Below are 18,466 nucleotides of genomic sequence, written 5' to 3'. Positions count from 1 at the left end.
CGCGAGCCAGCGCGGCGTTCGGTGCCGGAGCGGGGAGCAGGCGGCCCGAGGCGCGCCGCGTCCGCCTCCGGTCACCCGTCGTTCGGCGTCGTGAAGAGCTGGAAGCAGCCAACGCCGAGCTTGCCGCAAGCCCCGTCGAGCAGCGTGTCGCCCCTGTCGGTTTGCTCGTAGAAAGCCATGGTGAGCGCGCTGCACGCGGGGAGCACACCGCGCGTGTACGCTCGCATCTCGGCGGCGCAGGCGTCGATCTCCGCGATGGTGGCCGTGCACTGCCTCGGCTGGCCGCAGGGCTCTGCTTCGACCTCCACGAGGGCCTGCTCTATCAGCTGCTCTGCCTGGCTCGGATCGGCCATGCACCCCTCGACCAGCTCGGAGCACTTCGCCTGCAGCTCGGCGTCGTTGGTCCCGGGATCGTCCCCGTACGCCGCGCCGAGCACGCCCTGCATGAGGCACACGTACTCGACGGTCACCTCCTCGGCGCTGCAGCGGCGATACCCCTTGCACGCCTGCTCGACCTCCGCTGGCGAGAGCTCGCTGACGAGCACCGACGTGTCGAGTCCGGAGCAGGACGCAGCCCCGGAGCCCCCGCCCCCGGACGAACCCGTCGAACCCGTCGAGCCGCTCGGCGTCGCCCCGTCGTCGTCTCCCCCGCAGCCCAGCCCCGAGAGGCCGCAAGCCAAGCACGCTCCCACCACCCCAGCCCAGAACGTCGTTCGCATTCCTCTGCACTCCCGATGAAAGGTCAAGAATCGAGCCCTGCCGCGGCAGAACCACGTTTCCTTACGCCGGGCGGCGTCGATTCCTCCCTGACGAGTCCGTCACGATTCTGCTCGCCGCGCCGCCGCAACCCCAGAACGTGGTCGTGGTCGTGGTCGTGGTCGTGGTCGTGGTCGTTTACGTGGTCGTGGTCGTGGTCGTGGTCGTGGTCGTGGTCGTGGTCGTCAACGATAGGCCGTGAACGACCACGGCCACGACCACGTGAACGACCACGACCACGTAAACGACCACGTAAACGTAAACGACCACGACCACGATCCGGCCCCGGCCATCTGGATCTTCCCCGGGCCTTCGCGGCCCGAGCGCGCTTCACCGCTTCGGCTCGACCTCGAGCTCGGGCAAGCCCGCGAGCTTCACCTCGACGTCCGCCGGCGGCGGAGCTTCACGCGCCTCCTCGCGGCGGGGCGCCATCACCATCAGGGCGCGCGGGAGGCACTCCACCACGAGCGGAGTCGTCCCGGACTCCTCGCCGTCGATGAGCACGTTCTGGGGCGGATCGGTGGTGATGCTGACCCGCCGGGCGGCGAGGAAACCGACGTTGTCGCGCTCGGCCGGCTCGCCGTCGATCGCGGTCCTCAGGAGGTGCAGCCCGGTCGCGACCGCCTCGACCAGCGTCGTGGCCGACACGATGGTGAGGTCGAGCCGCCCGTCGTCGGGGGACAGGACGGGCGGCCCCTGCGCCAGCACGGTGCGCGGAGGCGCCATGTTCGCGACGGTCACCGCGACCGCACGGCAGTGGATCCGCTGGTCCTCCGTCTCGATCTCGACCGCGAACGGCTCGAGGCTCATCAGCTTCTTGAGCCCGGTGCGGATGTACGCGAGCACACCCCAGCGCTGCTTCTCGTCCTGCGGGGTCTCGCCGACCGTGTCGGCGTGCAGCCCGACCGCCGAGAGCAGGATCATGGTCTTCCCATTGGCGCGGGCGGCGTCGATGCGCGTCGGCTCGCCGTGGACGAGCACCTCGATCGCGCCCTCCAGGTCGTCGGGGATTCCCAGGGAGTGCGCGATCGAGTTCGCCGTTCCGAGCGGCAGGATGCCCAGGCACGCATCGGTCCCGAGGAGCGCGGACGCCACGCTGGAGATCGTCCCGTCGCCGCCCGCCGCGATCACCAGCGAAGCGCCTTCGCGCCGCGCTGCATCGGCGCAGGCGGCGGCAGAGCGGTCCGCGCTCGTCTCGTAGACGCTCAGCGTGAGCTCGCGCTGGAGCCGGGCAGGCAGCGACTCGACCACATCACCCGCATGGCCCGCAGCAGGGTTGACGATCAGCGCCGCTCTCCGCTCGGTCATCGCGGCATCGTAGAACGCCGAACCGGTTGAAACCCCAAGAAAAATCGGCAGGGTGGCCGCGAGCGGCGCCAGCGCGAGCGGCTATCGCCCCGCCCGTACGGCTGTGCCTGCGTGCGCCACGCGCGCGACAGCGACGCCCCGCCGCGCAGCCCCGAGGCGCCGCTCATCGCACGGTGGCACGGCAGTTGTACCGCGATGTTGTTCATGAGACTTCAGCGAATCGGTCGACCGGCTTGTCTTGCGCTCGCGCTCCTCGGCGCGGGGACGCTCGCCGCCTGCGGAGAGGACTCGTCAGAGGCGACGGGTGGCAGCGGCGCCACGAGCAGCGGGGGCGCCACCGGCGGCGAAGGAGGCGCGGGCGGCGACGGTGGGGGGAATGGCGGGAGCGCCGGAGGCGGCGCTTCATGGCCCGTCGACACCTACCCGATCGACATCACTCCATCGGAGGACTGGAAGAACCAGATCACCTTCCCCTTCGAGCCCTTCGCCGCCTGGCCCCCGACCTTCCAGACGCCGGGCTGGGTGAAGTTCACCGTGCTGATGCACGATCCCACCAAGGTCTATTACCAGGACAGCAACAAGTTCCCGTTCCACGGCGAGTTCGCCACGACGCGGCTCGACCCGTTCTTCGACATGTCGCAGGCCGAGTTCGACCAGGTCTCGCTGCACGAGGAGGGGCAGAAGGCCATCCTCGGCGCCGTGCTCTTCCCGCCGACCCCGGAGAGCGTGCCGGAATACGGTATCCAGCTCGTCCGCCAGGAGGCCTACGATCCCGAGGTGGCGCGCGTCGTCCTGGAGCTCGTGAAGGACAGCGTCATCGCGCCCCAGGGGGCGCAGCCCTTCTATTTCCCGACGTACGAGCAATCGGCGTCGGCCGCGGAGAACAGCGCGTTCTTCGAGGCGAGCGGGTTCCCGGTGAGCTCGGTCGAGCGGTGGCTGGACGGCGACGCGTGTTATGCGACGGGCTGGGCCGTGGGCCGGCTCCGCTATGTCCCGCCGGACGCGATCGACGCCGCCTATGCGAGCGGCGAGCTCCGGGCCGAGGACATCCTGCTCACCGACTCCATCCCTGCGGAGGTGCCTTATGTGGCGGGCATCGTCTCGCTGTCGCCCGCGACGCCGAACGCGCACACTGCCCTCCTCGCGACCTCGTTCGGCATCCCCTTCGTCTACCTCGGCGATCCGGCCGCCGCGGAGGCGGCGAAGGCGCTCGACGGCGAGGAGGTCGCGCTGCGCGCCTCGCTGCAGTACGGGGCCATCTGCCGCGCCGCGCTCTTCGAGGCCGGAGGGATCGCGCCGGCGGACAGGGAGCAGCTCCTCGCGCTGAAGCGGCCCGGCGAGCTCGGGATCCAGCCCAAGGAGCCCCTCGGCGCCTACGCCGGGTCCACCGAGGATCTCGGCCCCGCGGATATCGTCCATTTCGGGGGCAAAGCCGCGAACTATGGCCTGCTGCGGGACGCCATCCCGGAGAGCTCCGATGTCGCGGTCGCGCTGTCGTTCGATCTCTGGGACGATTTCCTCGATCAGGTCATGCCCGGCGGCCGCACGCTGCGCGCCGAGATCGCGGAGCGCCTCGCAGGCCACAGCTACCCGCCCGACATGCTGGCGCTCAAGGCCGATCTCGCGGCCATCCGCGCGCGGATCACCGGGGAGACCGCCTTCTCGGCGGGGCAGCGGCAGGCGATCGAGGCGGCGCTCGAGGGCTTCACGCCCACGAAGAAGATCCGGTTCCGGAGCTCGACCAACGTGGAGGACAGCGCCGTCTTCACGGGCGCGGGCCTCTACGACAGCTACAGCGGCTGCCTGGCCGACGATCGGGACGCGGATCAGGAGGGGCCGAGCCTGTGCGACCCCGGCGAGGCCGGCGAGCGCGGCGTGTTCCGCGCGATCCGCAAGGTGTACGCGAGCTTCTACAACGACAACGCCTTCCTCGCCCGGCTCCTCCATGGCGTGGACGAGGCGGAGGTCGGCATGGGCGTCCTCGTCCATCACTCCTATCCCGACGAGGACGAGATGGCGAACGGCGTCGCGACGCTCACGCGGCGCGAGCTGGTCAATGACCAGATCCAGATCGTGACGCAGCTCGGGGCGACGTCCGTCACCAACCCGGAAGGCGGAGCGCAGCCGGAGGTCGTGACCGCGAGCCTCTTCGACCAGGAGACCTCCGTTTACCTCCTGTCCGGCTCGACGCTCGTCCCGCTCGGCGGCCACGTGATGCGATGGGAGGACGATTACCACGCGCTCGCCGCCCTGCTCGGCCGCGTCGAGGCGCGGTTCAGCGAGCTGAACCCTGGCAGGAAGTCGTTCCTGCTCGATTACGAGTTCAAGAAGATGAAGCCTGGGAATCTCGTCGTGAAGCAGGTGCGCGAGGTCGCGCTCCCGGACACGACGCCGAGCCTCACGCCGTTCCTGCTCGACGAGCCCCGGGAGGTCTGCACCTTCCAGGGCGAGTTCGGCGACGTGTTCGCGAACCACCGGCTCAAGGTGCGCGCGAGGCTCTCGGCGAAGAGCGGGTTCCTCACGCCGGCGGCGCTCGCCGGCACGCTCTTCGAGGACGCGCGGCTCGACTACCTCTCCGGTGGATCGGTGGCGACGCTCTCGGGGAGCCCCGCTGCGTGGCCGGCCGCGTCCCACGCGTACGATAGCGAGACGACCACGGACTCCTTCGTGGACGGCGCCGGGGCCTCGGAGATCACCTATTCGCTCGCCGCCTCTCCGGTGCCCGAGCTCCTGCCGCCGTCGCTGGGCCCGCTGGTCGCGCTGCGCGACGTCGGGATGATGCTGAGCGCCGCCTACGCCACGCCCGCGCCGGCGCTCGACTGGGACGGCACGCCGCTCGCGGTGTCCTCGGAGGTGGTGCAGCTCGACGCTTGTCCCGCGGACGGCCCCCCGGTGGCGGGCGCGCTGCTCCAGGAGCGCTCGCTCTCATGGACGTCCGGCGTCACCGTGGAGACCGCGTTTTACTGGCCGCCGGCCCCCACGGGCCCCACGGCGGGGTACACGGCGCCGCTCCACAAGTGGGTGGGGACGCGCATCGAGGGGCTGACGAGCGCTCCGATCGTGCTCAAGGGCTATCACGCGCAGACGTACCGCCCGCAGCACCACAACTTCTCGGAGGACTTCATCTTCGAGCCCCGCCTCGAGCCCAGCCTGGATCCCGCGATCCTCGCCGAGCTGGAAGAGAAGGGCATCCGGCTGATCCACGTCCGGACGCCGGACGGCGGCGGGCAAGGCGCGAGGCTGTGGACGCTCGATCCAGCGGGCGTGTTCCACCAGGTCGACTGAGCGTCCCCCGGAAGGCCCGCGGAGCCCCGGCGAGCCCCGCCGCCGCCTGAGGCTCCGCCGGGCTCGTCACTTCTCCTCGAAGCGTACCACCGGGCTCGACCGCCGCTCCAGGCGACCGCGCGATGTGGACTGTGGCCGGCGCGCGCGCGGAGTTGACGCGCGGAGGCCGCGGGTGGACCAGAGGCGCCGGCTGTTCCTGCTGACGAGGAGAAGATCATGAGCCTTTACGACAGCTCGTTCCCCCAGATGACTCGCATGCTCGGCCAGGTCCTGGTCTGGCTCGACAAGGCGGAGGCCTACGCGCAGCAGAAGAAGTTCGATCCGGAGGTGCTCCTCGCCGCGCGCCTCGCGCCCGATCAGTGGCCCTTCAGGCGTCAGATCCAGACCCTCATCGCCTGGCCCGTGAGGCTGGGCGCGCTCCTCACCGGCGTGGAGCCGCCGCAGTTCGAGGCGCGTGACGAGACGATCGCCGAGCTGCGCGCGCGCATCGGCAAGACGATCGAGCAGGTGAAGGCGCTGAAGCCGGAGCAGCTGAAGGGCGCGGAGGACCGCACGCTTCCGCTCTTCTTCCTGCCGGGCAAGGGCATGAAGGCCCCGGAGTTCGTGTTCCAGTTCGCGCTCCCCAACTTCTACTTCCACGCCACCACCGCGTACTCGATCCTGCGGCACAACGGGCTCGACGTCGGCAAGGGCGACTTCATCGGGTCGCTCGACCTCCGCGACCTGTGACCAAGGCGGCCTCGGCCTCCCCGCCGGCCTGCGACCCCGACCGCTCCCCGGCGGCGGTGGACGTCGGCCCCGCGCGGCGCCCGCTCAGCGCGCGCTCTCCCTCGGCTCCTTCTCGGCGAGGGCCGCGATCGTCTCCCGCGCGACAAGCGCCGACGACGCCGGGTTCTGCCCGGTGACGAGCCGACCATCGCGGACGGCGAACGGCTTCCACACCGGCCCTCGCTCGTAGCGCGCGCCCAGGGAGCGCAGCCGCGATTCGAGGGCGAACGGGACGACGGCCGCGAGGCCCACGGCCTGCTCCTCCTCGTCCGAGAAGGCGCTCACGCGCCGCCCCTTCACGAGCGGCTCGCCGCTCGCGAGCCGGACGTTCACGAGCGCGCCGGGACCGTGGCACACGGCGGCGACCACCTTGCCCTGATCGAACGCGCGGCCGAGCAGCCTCGCCGCGGCGGCGTCCTCGGCGAGATCCCACATCACGCCGTGGCCACCGACGACGAAGTACGCGTCGTGGTCACCGGCGATCCCGTCGATGCGGAGCGTCGACGAGAGCTTCGCCTTCGCCCGCTCGTCCTCGAGGAACGCCCGCACGGCGTCGGACGGATCCTCGGCGCTCTTCGGGTCGGCCGGCGGCTTACCCCCCTGAGGCGAAGCGATGTCGACGTCCGCCCCGGCCTCGACGAACGCGCGGTACGGCGCGGCGAGCTCCTCGAGCCAGAACCCGGTCGGTTGCCCGGTGTCGCCGAGGCGTGCGTGGCTGGTGACGATCAAGAGAACCCTCGCGTTCATGGCGTCTCGCTCCTCTGGGCGCCTCTGCGCCCGTTGCGGTCGCGCCCCTCGCGCCCGAGGCGCTCGGGCCCGCGGTGACGGGATGAACCTAGGCCTTCGAGTCGATGCAAACCAGCGAGATGATCTCACGCTATAGATGAGCCATGCTCATCAATTACGAGCTGCTCCGCACCCTGCTCGAGGCCGGCGTCGCGCCCACGTTCGCCGAGGCGGCGAGGCGCCGCCGCGTCACGCCGTCGGCCGTGAGCCACCAGATCAAGGCGCTGGAGGCGCAGCTCGGCGTCCCGCTGTTCGAGCGGGTCGGGCGCAACGCGCGGCTCCTGCCGGCGGGCGAGGGCCTGGTCGGCGCGCTGCGCGAGGCGTTCGCGCGCATCGACGACGCGCTCGCCGCGGCGTCGGACGACCACCGCGAGGTCCGCGGGGCCGTGCGCATCGGCGGGCCGGGCCCGTTCTCCCGCATGTGGCTGCGGCCCCGGCTCGCTCGGCTCCTCCGCGAGCACCCCGAGCTCGTCATCGACGTGCGCTTCGACGTGCCCTCGGTGCTCGCGCGGCGCCTGCTCGCGGGGGACGACGATCTGAGCCTGCTCGTGAGCGCCGAGGACACCCCTGGGCTCGAGGCGCGGCCCGTCTACGTCGAGGAGTTCTCGGCGGTCGCGTCGCCTGCGCTCCTCGGCGCGCGCGGCCGCCCGGAGACGGCGCGGGAGCTCGCGGAGCACAGGTTCGTGGTCTTCGACGCGGATCTCGCGATGCACGCCGCGTGGTGGCGGGCCTCGTTCGGCAGGAAGGCCCCGCTGCCGCCGAAGATCGCCTGCCGCATCACGAGCCTCGACGAGATGCTGGCGCTCGCGATCGCGGGCGTCGGGATCGCGGTCCTGCCGAACTACTTCATCGCCGAGGCGGTCGCGGCGAAGCAGGTCGTCGTGGTGGGGCCGCGGCCGGCCAAGGGGCGCCGGGGCGCCCGGAACACGATCCACCTGGCCTGGCGCAAGGGCGCGGCGCAGAGCGCGCGCTTCCGGGCCGTGCAGGCGGCGCTGCTGGAGGAGGGCTGAGCGCCGAGGCCGAGCGCGGGCTCACCGACCCGTACCGCGGGGCGTGCTGGGCCTGGAACGTCCGCCGCCTGTCCAGAGTCCGCACGCTTCACCGGGCGCGGGCGCACCGTCGAGCGATTCAGCCAAACGACGGGCAGCGCGGCAGCTACACTCCACGCCGAGAGCCCATGCTGACCTCGATCACACTCGAGAACTTCAAGAGCTTCCGGAAGGCGGCGATCCCGCTGGGCCCCTTCACCCTGCTCGTCGGGACGAACGCCTCCGGCAAGAGCAACCTCCGCGACGCGTTCCGCTTTCTCCATGGCGTCGGCCGCGGCTATTCGCTGGCGGAGATCTTGGGAGAGAAGTACGGCGAGGGCGGCGAGCTTCAGTGGAAAGGGCTCCGAGGCGGTACAAAGGAGGTCGTCTTCGGAGGAGGAGCAGAGTTCTCGATCGGAGCAGAGCTCAACGAGATTGAGAACCAATACCACATAAAGTATCGAATCTCCGTCGCGACCGGGCTCTCGAACGCTGCTCCCAGGGTCATACGCGAGGCCCTCTACGGGAGCACAGACATGGACTTCGACTCGCACCCTGCTGAAAACGCGCCTACGCAGAGAGACAACGACCGCTTGCTCGTGCGCCTCGCGCGAGGTGGTGAGGAATCCACCTTGTCAAGCTCGCCTGCGATAAGCTCGCCTGCGATCGCGCAGGTCAGGGATCCCCGTTACGTCCGGAGACAAGCAAAGCGGACGCTGCACACGCTGCGCTCGATGCGCTTTTTGGATCTCTCACCGGACGCTGCGCGGCTCCCCTCGTTGCCAGGCCGACAGGTGCTCGGGGATCGCGGCGAAAACCTCTCGTCCGTGCTGCAAGCGATCTCCCAGGATCCGAAGCGAAGAGACACGCTCCTCGAGTGGATCCGCGCCCTCACGCCGCTCGACGTGATGGATCTCGAATTTCCCCAGGATTTCGCCGGACGCGTCCTCGTGCACCTCGTGGAGCAGGGCGGGCGCAGGATCTCGGCCTACAGCGCCTCGGACGGCACGCTGCGCTTTCTCGCGATCCTCGCCGCGCTGCTCGACACCGACTCCGCTCACTTCTATTTCTTCGAGGAGATCGAGAACGGCATCCACCCGACACGCCTTCACCTCCTCGTGCAGCTCATCGAGCAGCAGTGTCGCACCAGGGATGTCCAGGTGATCGCGACGACCCATTCGCCCCAGCTCCTCGGCTTCCTCAGTCCGGAGTCCAGGGAGAGCGCCCTCCTTATTTACCGGCTCCGCGGCGCCGACGAGTCGAGCGTGCGCAAGGTGGTCGACCTCCCCGACCTGAACCGGGTCCTCGAGACGCAGGACCTCGCTCGCCTCCACGCTTCGGGCTGGCTCGAGGACATGGTCGAGCTCATGGCTGACGACACAGGCGAGGCCGCCCAGTGAGCTATCGCGTGCTCGTCATCCCCGAGGACTTTCGCAAAGATCAGTACGTCCTCGAGCCCATCATCACAAAGATGTTCGAGTCGATCGGCCGTAAAGCCAAGGTGCTCGTCTGCCGCGATCCGCTCCTCGGCGGCGTGGACCAGGCGCTCCGGTGGGAGCGCCTCCGGGAGATACTCCTGCGCTATCAGGCCATGATCGAGTGCTTCCTGCTCATCGTCGATCGCGACGGCAAACCGGGGCGGCGCGAGGCGCTCGATAGACTGGAGTCGCTGGCCAGCACCGCTCTTCCCCCGGGAAAACGCTTTCTGGCCGAGAACGCCTGGCAAGAGGTTGAAGTGTGGCTCCTCGCCGGGCACGATCTGCCCTCCGAGTGGGCGTGGAAGGAAGTACGGGCCCACGAAAACCCGAAGGAGCAATACTATCAACCCCTCGCCGAGAAGCGCGGTGTCCTCCAGGAGCCGGCAGAGGGGCGCGGGATCCTGGCCCGCGAAGCAGCCTCGCGGTACAGCCGCATTCGCTCCCTGTGCCCGGAGGTCGCGGACCTCGAGCGACGCCTCGGCGCGTAGCGCCCCGCGCCGCCCGCGCCCCGTACAGGCTCACCCGCCCCAGTCGACCTTCGGCCTCCCCGGCGGCGTGACGTTCGGCATCTCGTGGAAGAGCCCCCGCGCGAGGTCGGGCAGCGGCGCGCACGCCTGCTCGCCCAGGTTGGTGAGCTCCAGCGGGTCGTCGAGCACATTGAAGCAGTGGTACTCGCCGTCCCACTCGCGCGCCTCGATCTTCATCGGCCCCTGCATCATCCCCCAGTTGCGGAACGCGCAGCCCCACACCCACGTGCAGTTCGTGAGCGGCATCGGCGCGACCGTGCGCTCCGGCCGCGTCAATGGATGTCCGATCATCCGCCGGCGGAACGGATCGAGGCCGGGCTCGTCCCAGAGGCCCATCAGATCGAGGAACGTCGGCGCCAGGTCGAGGTGCCACACGAACGTGTCCTTCGCGCCCTCGATGCTCGCCCGCTCCTCCGGCGCGAGCGTCCCCTCCGGCGCGTCGACCCACGTCGGGACGAGGATCTCCTCGTCCCAGAGCGAGCTCGTGTGGCCGAGCTGCCAGTGCTCCCGGAACGACTCGCCATGATCCGACGTGTACACGATGACCGTGCGCTCGCCGCTCGGCGCCCCGCGGATGTGCTCGATGAGCCGGCCAACCGCCATGTCCGACAGGTAAACGACGTTCTTGTAGTAGTTCTTGAAGTGCTCGTTCTTCTCGGGCGCCTTGGTCAGCTCGCTCGGTTGAAACGGCGAATGGAGCGGATCGCTCACGTACGGGAAATGGACGTTCGAGTAATGGACGACCGCGAAGAACGGCTCGACGAGCTCGTCCCACTCCTCGATCACCCGATCCGTGAGCTGCCGATCATAGGCGCCGTAATCGAGGTCGGCGCCCGGATCGAGCTGGGTCGCGACCGCCCTGTGCGAGACAGGGATATCCTGCACATAGAGCCGAGCGTTCCCGAACATGAGGTTCTGGCTCGTCCAGTACGCGGTGTCCCACCCGGCCGCGTGGGCGTAGTCCCAGAGCAGCGGGGCAGAGCCGAGCACCGCGAGGCTCTCCGTCGGAGGGACGCCGGACCAGATGTTCGAGATGGAGATGGCCGTCGTCGAGTCGTGAGCGCGCATCTGCAGGAGCGGCATGCGGCGGGGCGCGGCGGCGTTGGAGAACGGCGTCGCCTTGTCGCAGGCCGGGTCGTACGCGACGCACGTCACGTCCGCCCGCTGGCTCTCCTGTAGGATGAGCACCACGTTCCGCGGCCGCGCAGGCCGCGCCGAGAGCCGCGGCACGCGCTCCGGGTGGCGGCGCTGCACCCGCAGATCCGGGGAGTCGTTCGTGATGCCGAGGTGCTCCTTCACCAGGGCGGTGATGCCGTGGAAGTAGATCATGTCGGCCGACGACGACTGGATCACCCGGTAGCTCACCGGGATCATCGCCACGCCGGCCAGCGCGAGCGGCACGACCGCGGCGGCGAGGCGCCGCCGGAGCCGCCGGGGGCGCACGAGCCGGCGAGAGAGCCGGAGCGCCCCAAGGGCGAACCCGAGCGCGACGGCGAAGTGGGCGATCACGCTCGGGTGCCCGAGCGGGAGCGTGCCCACGATCGACCAGGGGATCGACTGGGAGTGGATCTGGGAGTCGATCGAACAGTAGATGTTGTAGAGGGCGTGGAAGCCCCCCTGGACGCCGCACGCGAGCGTGAAGAGCGCGACGAACAGCGCGCCCACGGCGCCGCGCGCCGCGCCGCGGCGGCCCGAGGCGACGTAGAGCAAGAGGCCCCAGAACCCCAGCGACGCCGCCACGGTCGCGGCGTACCCCGCGGCGTGCGGCCGATCGAACGTGGTCATGTGGCGGGCCCGGCGCAGCACGTCGAGGACGAGGAGCCAGAGCGCGGGCGAGGCCAGGAGGGCAACGCGGATCAGCCGGCCGCGGCGGAGCGCGGCCTTCCGCGCGGCGCGCGGGCGGGCGCGGGCGAGGTCGCGCGCGGCGCGAGCGTCGGCGCGCGCGGGGCGTTCGTCCGCGTGCGCGGGCAGGATGACGGCGGGGGACGCGGGCGGCTCGGCGAGCGCGCCGCCCTCTCGGTCGATGTCCTGGGTCATCCGGATCAGTCGTGGCGAGGCACCGCCGCGAGATCGCGGAGGTGGGCGGGGACGTCGACGCTGCCGGCGGGGCCGCCGTAGAGGGCGTCCGCGAGGCGGGGCAGGTCGCCGCAGGCGGCCGGCCCGAGGTCGCGCTGCTCGCGGGGGTCGGCGAGCACGTCGTAGCAGTGCCAGGCGGTGTCCCAGGCGCGGGATTCGAGCTTCATGTTGCCGCGCATCATCCCCCAGTTCTTGAACGCGCAGCCCCAGATCCCTGTGCAGTTCGTGAGCGCCAGCGCCACCGGCCCCGGCGACGGCCGGAGCAGGCTGTGCCCGACCATCGCCGCCCGGTACCCCTCGAGCGCCGGCTCCTCCCAGAGGCCCATCAGGTCGAGCACGGTCGGCGTCACGTCGGTGTGGAAGACCGGCTCGTCCCGGGCCGCGCGCAGCGCGCCCTCCTCCGCGGCCGTCAGGGTGCCCGGCGGCGCGTCGACCCATCCGGGCACCCGGATCTCCTCGTCGAGGATCGAGCCCGTGTGGCCGAGCTGGCCGTGCTCCCGGAACGCCTCGCCGTGATCCGACGTGAAGACGATGACGGTGCGCTCGCCGACCGGAGAGCTGCGGACGAAGCGGATGAGCTCCGCGATGGCCGCGTCCTGACGGTGGACCGCGTTCCTGTAGAAGTTGCGGTACGCCTCGTTGTCGTCCGGCGCCTTGCTCTCGAGGGCGGGCTGGAACGGCGCGTCCTCCGGGTCGACGAGGTAGGGGACGTGGGTGTTCCCGAAGTGAGCGACCGCGAGGAACGGCTCGCGCAGCGAGAGCACCTCGGACTGGACGTGCGCCGACAGCAGCCGGTCGTCGGCCCCGAGATCGATGTCGGCGAGCGGATCGAGCTCGGTCGCGCCGCACTGGTGCGAGACCGGCAGGTCCTGCACGTAGAGGCGCGAGTTGGCGAACATCATGTGGTGGCTCGTCCAGTAGGCGCTGTCGAAGCCGGCGGCGTGCGCGTAGTCGAAGACGAGCGGCGCCGTGTGGAGCGCCTCGCGGGTCGCTGTCGGCTGGAGGCCGGACCAGAGCACCGCGAGCCCGATCGCCGTCGTCGAGGCGTTCGAGCGCATCTGCGTGAGCGGGAGCCGATCGGGGACCGCCGCGTCGATGCGCGGCGTGCCGGGGCACGCGACGGGCGCCTGGCCGGCGTCGACAGGCACGGGCACGCGCGCGGAGCACGTCGCGTCGGCGCGCACGCTCTCGGTCAGGATGAAGAGGACGTTGCGCCGCGGGCCCGGCCGCGGGGTGACCGGCGGCAGCGAGGGCGGCGTGCGGAGCCCGGGGCGCACCTGCGCGGTGGTCTGGACGCCGGCGAGCTCCTTGAGCAGGCCGCCGATCGCGTGGAAGTAGATGACGTCGGGCGTGGAGGCCTGCACCGTGCGGTAGGAGCACGGCAGGACGAACGCGGCCACCACGACCGCGGGCGCGGCGAGGCGGGCGGCGCGGGCCCACGCCGTGCGGCCGGGCCGCACGATCCGCCGGCCCAGCCACACGAGCGCGATAGCGAGCAGGAGCGGCGGGAGGACCGAGCGGAGGAAGTTCTCGCCGTCGGCCCGGAGCTGGCCGAAGAGGCTGGCCGAGAGCGAGGTCCCGAAGAGCGTCGCGTCGAGGTTGAGGTACGTCGCGTACTGGCGGTGGAAGTAGAGCTGGCCGCCGAGCGACAGCGTCGCGAGCGCCACGAAGAGCAGCGCCGCGAGCCACCGCGACGCGCCCCGCCGCGACGAGGCCGCGAAGAGCAGGAGCCCCCAGAGCGCGGCGCTCTCGACCATCGCGCCGACGTAGCTCGCGATGTGCTTCCCGCCCAGATCGAGCAGGCGATCGCCGCGGATGTGGACGTCCGCCACCACGATGAGGAGCAGCGGGAGCGCGAGGAACAGGCGGCCGTAACGGCGGCGGACGCGGGCGACGGCGCGCAGCCGCGCGCGCGCCGCGGCGCGATCTGCGCCCAGATCGCGGGCGAGGCCGCGAGACGAGCGGCTTGCGGCGTCGGCCTCGACCGACGGGGGATCGTTGAGCGCCTTGGAGCGGAGCACGGAGGCGCGCGAGTTTACCGAGGACGTGGCGTATCGGGAACGTTTCTGAGTCGGCTCGGTGGCATCGGGGTGACGGCGCCGGCCGGGATTGCCCGCCCGGGGGACGAGAAAACCCTTCGACCGCCGCGCGAGGCGTGCCATGGAGGCGTTCGCATGGCGGAGCAGCTCTTCCTGAACGGGATCCGCGGCGCGCAGCAGGCCTCCGGGGCCGCGGCGCCGCCGGCCGAACCCGCGTCGACCGAGGCCGCCGCGCAGCCCGAGCCGCGGCCGGCGCCGGGCGCGCCGGCGCCCGAGCCGCCGCTCGAGACGGCGGCCAGGCTCAGCGCCGAGCTGGAGGCCGCGCTCGTGCGCGAGCTCATGGCGGCGTACCAGAGCCTGAACTACACGCATTTCCGGCGAAAGCTGCGGTCTGCATCCATCGAGCTGTCCGACGCCGCGAGCCGGCTCGGGCGATGGGTCTCGGAGGCGCGCGCGATCGAGATCTCGCGGCCGCTCGTCCTGACGCAGCCGTGGGGCGTCGTGATCGAGGTGCTGAAGCACGAGATGGCGCACCAGTACGTGCACGAGGTGCTGGGCGTCAGGGACGAGGCGGCGCACGGGCCGGCGTTCCGCGAGGTGTGCACGCGCCTCGGCATCGACGGGACGGCGGCCGGGATGCCGGCCGCGGGACGCTCGCCGGCGGATCCGGCCGCGCGCGGCGACGGGGACGCGTCGGAGGCGAGCGTGGACGCGCGGATCCTCGATCGCATCGCGCGGCTGCTCGCGCTCGCCGACAGCCCGAACGCGAACGAGGCGCAGGCGGCGATGAGCGCCGCGCAGCGGCTGATGCTGAAGTACAACCTCGACGTCGCGAAGGCGCGCGCCGCGCGGCAGTACGGCTTCCGCCACCTCGGCGCGCCGAGCGGGCGCGTGGGCGAGACGGAGCGGATCGTCGGCGGCATCCTCGGGAAGCACTTCTTCGTCGAGGCGATCTGGGTGCCTGTCTACGTGCCTCTCGAGGGCAAGCGGGGCAGCGTCCTCGAGATCTGCGGGACGCCGGCGAACCTGGAGATGGCGGCCTACGTGCACGCGTTCCTGCACCACACGGCCGAGCAGCTGTGGCGCGAGCACAAGCGGACCCACGGGGTGAAGGGCAACAAGGACCGCCGGACCTACCAGGCCGGGGTGATGCTCGGGTTCCTGGAGAAGCTGAACACGGAGCGGAAGGTGTCCGTGGAGCAGGGGCTCGTCTGGGTGAGGGACGCCGATCTGGACGGCTATTATCGGACGCGCCACCCGCACGTGCAGCACCTGCGCCACGCGGGCAACCAGCGGACGGCGGCGCACGCGCACGGGCGCGAGGCGGGGCGAAAGATCGTCCTTCACCGCCCGATGCAGGGGGCGACGGGCAACCGGGGCATGCTGCTGCCGCCGGGCAAGAAGGGCTGAGCTCGCGACGCCGGATCCGGGCCGCGCGAGGAGATCGGACGGAAGCCGGACGATGCGAGATGGCGCAGCGCCAGCGTCTCGGCGGCTGCGCGCGCTCGACGCGCTCGTTGACGGAGAAGGAGCGGTTCCGGCACGATGGCACGCCGCGCGGGAAAGCCTAGGAGAAGAACGAGATGCCGCTCCTGTTCACCATTGAAGAGCGCTTCGATGCATCGCCCGAGGACGTCTTCCGGCTCGCGACCGACATCGACTCGTTCGGCGATTGGATGCCCAATTTCGTGCGTGCAGAGAAGCTCACGGGCGCCGTCGTCGGCAAGGGCGCGATGTGGCGTGAGACCCGCAAGATGTTCGGCAAGGAATCGACCGAGCTGTTCGAGGTGACGGCGGCCGAGCCTGGCAAGCGTCTGGACCTCTTCGTCGACGGGCAGAAGGGCACCACGGGGCGGGGGGCCTACCGCTTCCGGTATGTCTTCGAGCCCGAGGGCGCCGGCACGCTGCTCAAGATGGAGGGCGAGATCGCCGGGATGGGCTGGTTCATGGAGACGCTCGGGCGGCTGTTCATCGGGAGCTTCAAGAAGGCGGTGCACGGGGATCTCAAGGCGATGAAGACGCACCTGGAGCGACGGCGGGTGAGCTAGCGCTGCGCGGCCTGATCGCCGGAGAGGGGGCTGGTCCCGGCCGCCCGGCCCCCGGAGAGGGAGTCCGTGGGGCGGCGCGGGGGCCCCACCGAACTCGCCCGCTCGACGCTCTATCTCCGGCGCGCTGAGCACGCCGGAGATAGAGCGTCGAGCGGGCTCAGACAGCGGTCCGTCCCCCGCGCCGCCCCACGGACTCCCTCTCCGGGGGCCTCTTCGGTGTTCACCAAGCTCGTTCGGTCGCGCTCAGGGCACCAAGCCCGCCCCCCTCCACCCCCCAGCGCTCAGACAGCGGTCCGTCCCCCGCGCCGCCCCACGGACTCCCTCTCCGGGGGGCCGCTTCGGTGTTCACCAAGCCCGATCCCCTCCACCCCCCAGCGCTCACCAACGTAAACGTAATTGTGAACGTGGTGGTCATTTCATCATCCCTCGACAGGAGCCTGGGGGACATCCGCTGATACAGCGAGGGCGATCCACCGCGGCTCCGGCGCGCTTCCCGCGTTGCGCTCGGGCGGACGGCGGAACAGCATCCCGGCATGGAGATGCGAGGGCGGAAGGACCCGGCGAGGTCGAAGTCTTCTCTTATGCTCGAGCGGCTGCCGTCTATCCTGCTGTCGCTGTTTGCGGCGTTCTTCGTCGCTATCGCGAGCTTCGTGATCTCCGCTGGCTACGCAGAGCACCGAGCCGCCGAGATCGACGCGGCGGCCACGAGCTTGGCGGAGAACGCCACGCCGAGCATCATGCACCTGGCGGCCGCGCGCGCCGAGCTGAGGCATACCCAGGCGCTCCTGAGCGACCTTGTCAACGAAGCCGCGCTAGGCCGCCCGCGCGACCGCCACGAGCTCGACGAGGCGCGCGACAATCTATCCCGGAGCATCGACGCCTACCTCGGAATGCCCGTCTATCCAGGAGAGCTCAAGCAGTGGCAGACCGTCGCGCAGGCGCTCGGAAAGCTCGATCAGGACACGGACCGGGTCCTCTCGCTGGTGGCGAACGGCCATCCGGACGAGGCCAACAAGCTCGTGGACGCCGCGCTGCGAGCCGACTTCAACTCGACGAGCGAGGCCGTGATGGCGAGCATCGAGCTCAACGCACGGCAGGCAGGTCGTCTGGGGATCGAGATCGCAACCAACCGCGTTCACTCTCGTCGGATCGCGCTCGGGCTCAACACGGCGAGCGTGACGTCCGCGCTGCTGGCCTGCGCGGCGGCCGCCGTGCAGATCCGGCGCCATGTGAGGCTGCTCTGGCAGCAGGGCGTGCTCCTGGAGCGCCGAGCAGATGAGCTGGAGCAGTTCGCCGGCCGGGTCGCCCACGATGTGCTCAGCCCCCTCGGCGCGGTTGCGCTCGCGCTGGACGTCGCCCTGCGGCGGTGCGGCGAGGGAGATCCGGCGCGAAAGGCGCTCGAACGGGGCGGGCAGGCCATCATGCGAGTCAAGCGCATGACCGACGGGCTGCTGGAGTTCGCTCGCGCGGGCGCGAGGCCGGAGCCAGGCGCGCGCGCCGAGGTGCGCCCCGTCGTCGACGATCTCATGGCCGAGCTCGTCCCTGCCGCGGTAGAGCTCGGCGCCGAGCTCCGCGTGGAGCCCTTCGCTCCGTGCGCGGTGGCCGCGAGCCCCGGCGTGCTGACGAGCATCCTCGCCAACCTGATCCGCAACGCGCTCAAGTACCTCGGCGACGCGGCGGTCTGTCGCGTCGTGATCCGGGTGCTCGACGCGAGAGATGCTGTGCGGATCGAGGTGGAGGACACCGGGCCCGGCATCGCGCCGGCCCTCGAGCAGATGGTGTTCGAGCCTCACGTCCGAGCGCAAGGCGCTCGAGTGCCGGGTCTGGGTCTGGGACTCGCCACCGTCAAACGCTTGACCGAGGCGCACGGCGGCCGCGTGGGGCTCCGCACGGTCGTGGGCCAAGGGAGCCTCTTTTGGTTCGAGCTGCCCCGAGCGAGCACCGAGTCAGCGCACGCGCCTGGTATCGGCGCCAGCACCAGCGCGTGACATCCGGGAGACGGCGCCCGGTCGCTCTGCGAGCGACGCGAGGATGCCGCTCGTGAAAGAGCAAAAGAGAAGCGCATCGGCGAGCGGGAGACCCACAGGCCGTGGAGCGAAGGCCGCCTCATCGTCGATGCGTGGATCCCCATGGCGCCTCGCACTTGTACAAGGTTGCCCCCCTCGGACGACCCGCGGCACCTCGCACTTGTACAAGGTTGCCCCCCTCGGACGACCCGCGGCGCCTCGCACTTGTACAAGGTTGCCCCCCTCGGACGACCCTGATCTCTTTCCGTTCACACCGATCCGTCTTTGTTGACCCGGTGCGCGGCCCCAGGCACCATCGGCGCGCAGCGCCCGGCCGGCCTGCATGGCTGGAGGCTCGACT

Annotated in this window: 13 protein-coding genes; 8 read left to right on the top strand and 5 right to left on the bottom strand. The window is 70.9% G+C overall.

Features of this window, described 5'->3' with window-relative positions:
- Nucleotides 1–71: 71 nt before the first annotated feature.
- A complete protein-coding gene (locus WMF29_RS05030) occupies nt 72–719 on the bottom strand; it encodes a hypothetical protein (RefSeq protein ID WP_437327739.1) in 648 nt (215 codons plus the stop codon).
- 367 nt (nt 720–1,086) lie between these two features.
- Nucleotides 1,087–2,064 (bottom strand): YegS/Rv2252/BmrU family lipid kinase, encoded by a 978-nt coding sequence (locus WMF29_RS05025; RefSeq protein WP_437327738.1) that lies wholly within the window; start codon nt 2,062–2,064, stop codon nt 1,087–1,089.
- Between the two features lie 204 nt (nt 2,065–2,268).
- Between WMF29_RS05025 and WMF29_RS05020 the strand changes: the two genes are divergently transcribed.
- Complete coding sequence (locus WMF29_RS05020; RefSeq protein ID WP_437327737.1) at nt 2,269–5,349, top strand: PEP/pyruvate-binding domain-containing protein; 3,081 nt, start codon at nt 2,269–2,271, stop codon at nt 5,347–5,349.
- 216 nt (nt 5,350–5,565) lie between these two features.
- Nucleotides 5,566–6,078 (top strand): DUF1993 domain-containing protein, encoded by a 513-nt coding sequence (locus tag WMF29_RS05015; protein ID WP_437327736.1) that lies wholly within the window; start codon nt 5,566–5,568, stop codon nt 6,076–6,078.
- Nucleotides 6,079–6,162: 84 nt separating this feature from the next.
- Here the strand turns inward: WMF29_RS05015 and WMF29_RS05010 are convergent, their stop codons facing one another.
- A complete protein-coding gene (locus WMF29_RS05010) occupies nt 6,163–6,864 on the bottom strand; it encodes a type 1 glutamine amidotransferase domain-containing protein (protein ID WP_437327735.1) in 702 nt (233 codons plus the stop codon).
- A gap of 143 nt (nt 6,865–7,007) precedes the next feature.
- On the opposite strand from WMF29_RS05010, the gene WMF29_RS05005 reads away from it, so the two are divergent.
- The 3 genes from WMF29_RS05005 to WMF29_RS04995 all read left to right on the top strand — a co-directional run bounded on the left by WMF29_RS05005 (nt 7,008) and on the right by WMF29_RS04995 (nt 9,897).
- Nucleotides 7,008–7,913 carry a LysR family transcriptional regulator gene (locus WMF29_RS05005; RefSeq protein ID WP_437327734.1) on the top strand — a complete coding sequence of 302 codons (906 nt, stop codon included), beginning with the start codon at nt 7,008–7,010 and terminating at the stop codon, nt 7,911–7,913.
- A gap of 167 nt (nt 7,914–8,080) precedes the next feature.
- A complete protein-coding gene (locus WMF29_RS05000; protein ID WP_437327733.1) occupies nt 8,081–9,331 on the top strand; it encodes an AAA family ATPase in 1,251 nt (416 codons plus the stop codon).
- Nucleotides 9,328–9,897 carry a hypothetical protein gene (locus tag WMF29_RS04995; protein ID WP_437327732.1) on the top strand — a complete coding sequence of 190 codons (570 nt, stop codon included), beginning with the start codon at nt 9,328–9,330 and terminating at the stop codon, nt 9,895–9,897. Before WMF29_RS05000 ends, WMF29_RS04995 begins: the two co-directional genes overlap by 4 nt.
- 30 nt (nt 9,898–9,927) lie before the next feature.
- Here the strand turns inward: WMF29_RS04995 and WMF29_RS04990 are convergent, their stop codons facing one another.
- Both WMF29_RS04990 and WMF29_RS04985 read right to left on the bottom strand, forming a co-directional pair.
- On the bottom strand, nt 9,928–11,973 hold the full coding sequence (locus tag WMF29_RS04990; protein ID WP_437327731.1) for a sulfatase-like hydrolase/transferase: 2,046 nt from the start codon (nt 11,971–11,973) through the stop codon (nt 9,928–9,930).
- 5 nt (nt 11,974–11,978) lie between these two features.
- Nucleotides 11,979–14,033: a sulfatase-like hydrolase/transferase gene (locus tag WMF29_RS04985; protein WP_437327730.1), complete on the bottom strand. Its 2,055-nt coding sequence runs from the start codon at nt 14,031–14,033 to the stop codon at nt 11,979–11,981.
- Between the two features lie 153 nt (nt 14,034–14,186).
- On the opposite strand from WMF29_RS04985, the gene WMF29_RS04980 reads away from it, so the two are divergent.
- The 3 genes from WMF29_RS04980 (at nt 14,187) to WMF29_RS04970 (ending at nt 18,087) form a co-directional block, all read left to right on the top strand.
- Nucleotides 14,187–15,461: a SprT-like domain-containing protein gene (locus WMF29_RS04980; RefSeq protein WP_437327729.1), complete on the top strand. Its 1,275-nt coding sequence runs from the start codon at nt 14,187–14,189 to the stop codon at nt 15,459–15,461.
- A 173-nt stretch (nt 15,462–15,634) separates the two neighbouring features.
- Nucleotides 15,635–16,099 (top strand): SRPBCC family protein, encoded by a 465-nt coding sequence (locus WMF29_RS04975; protein ID WP_437327728.1) that lies wholly within the window; start codon nt 15,635–15,637, stop codon nt 16,097–16,099.
- A gap of 581 nt (nt 16,100–16,680) precedes the next feature.
- Nucleotides 16,681–18,087, top strand: a complete 1,407-nt coding sequence (locus WMF29_RS04970) for a sensor histidine kinase (RefSeq protein WP_437327727.1) — start codon at nt 16,681–16,683, stop codon at nt 18,085–18,087.
- Nucleotides 18,088–18,466 lie beyond the last annotated feature (379 nt).

It is taken from the genome of Sorangium sp. So ce381 (assembly GCF_051473845.1).
Taxonomy (GTDB): Bacteria; Myxococcota_A; Polyangia; order Polyangiales; family Polyangiaceae; genus Sorangium; species Sorangium atrum.
Note: the sequence above shows the minus strand (reverse complement) of the source record. Positions and strands in the feature narration are given on the sequence as shown.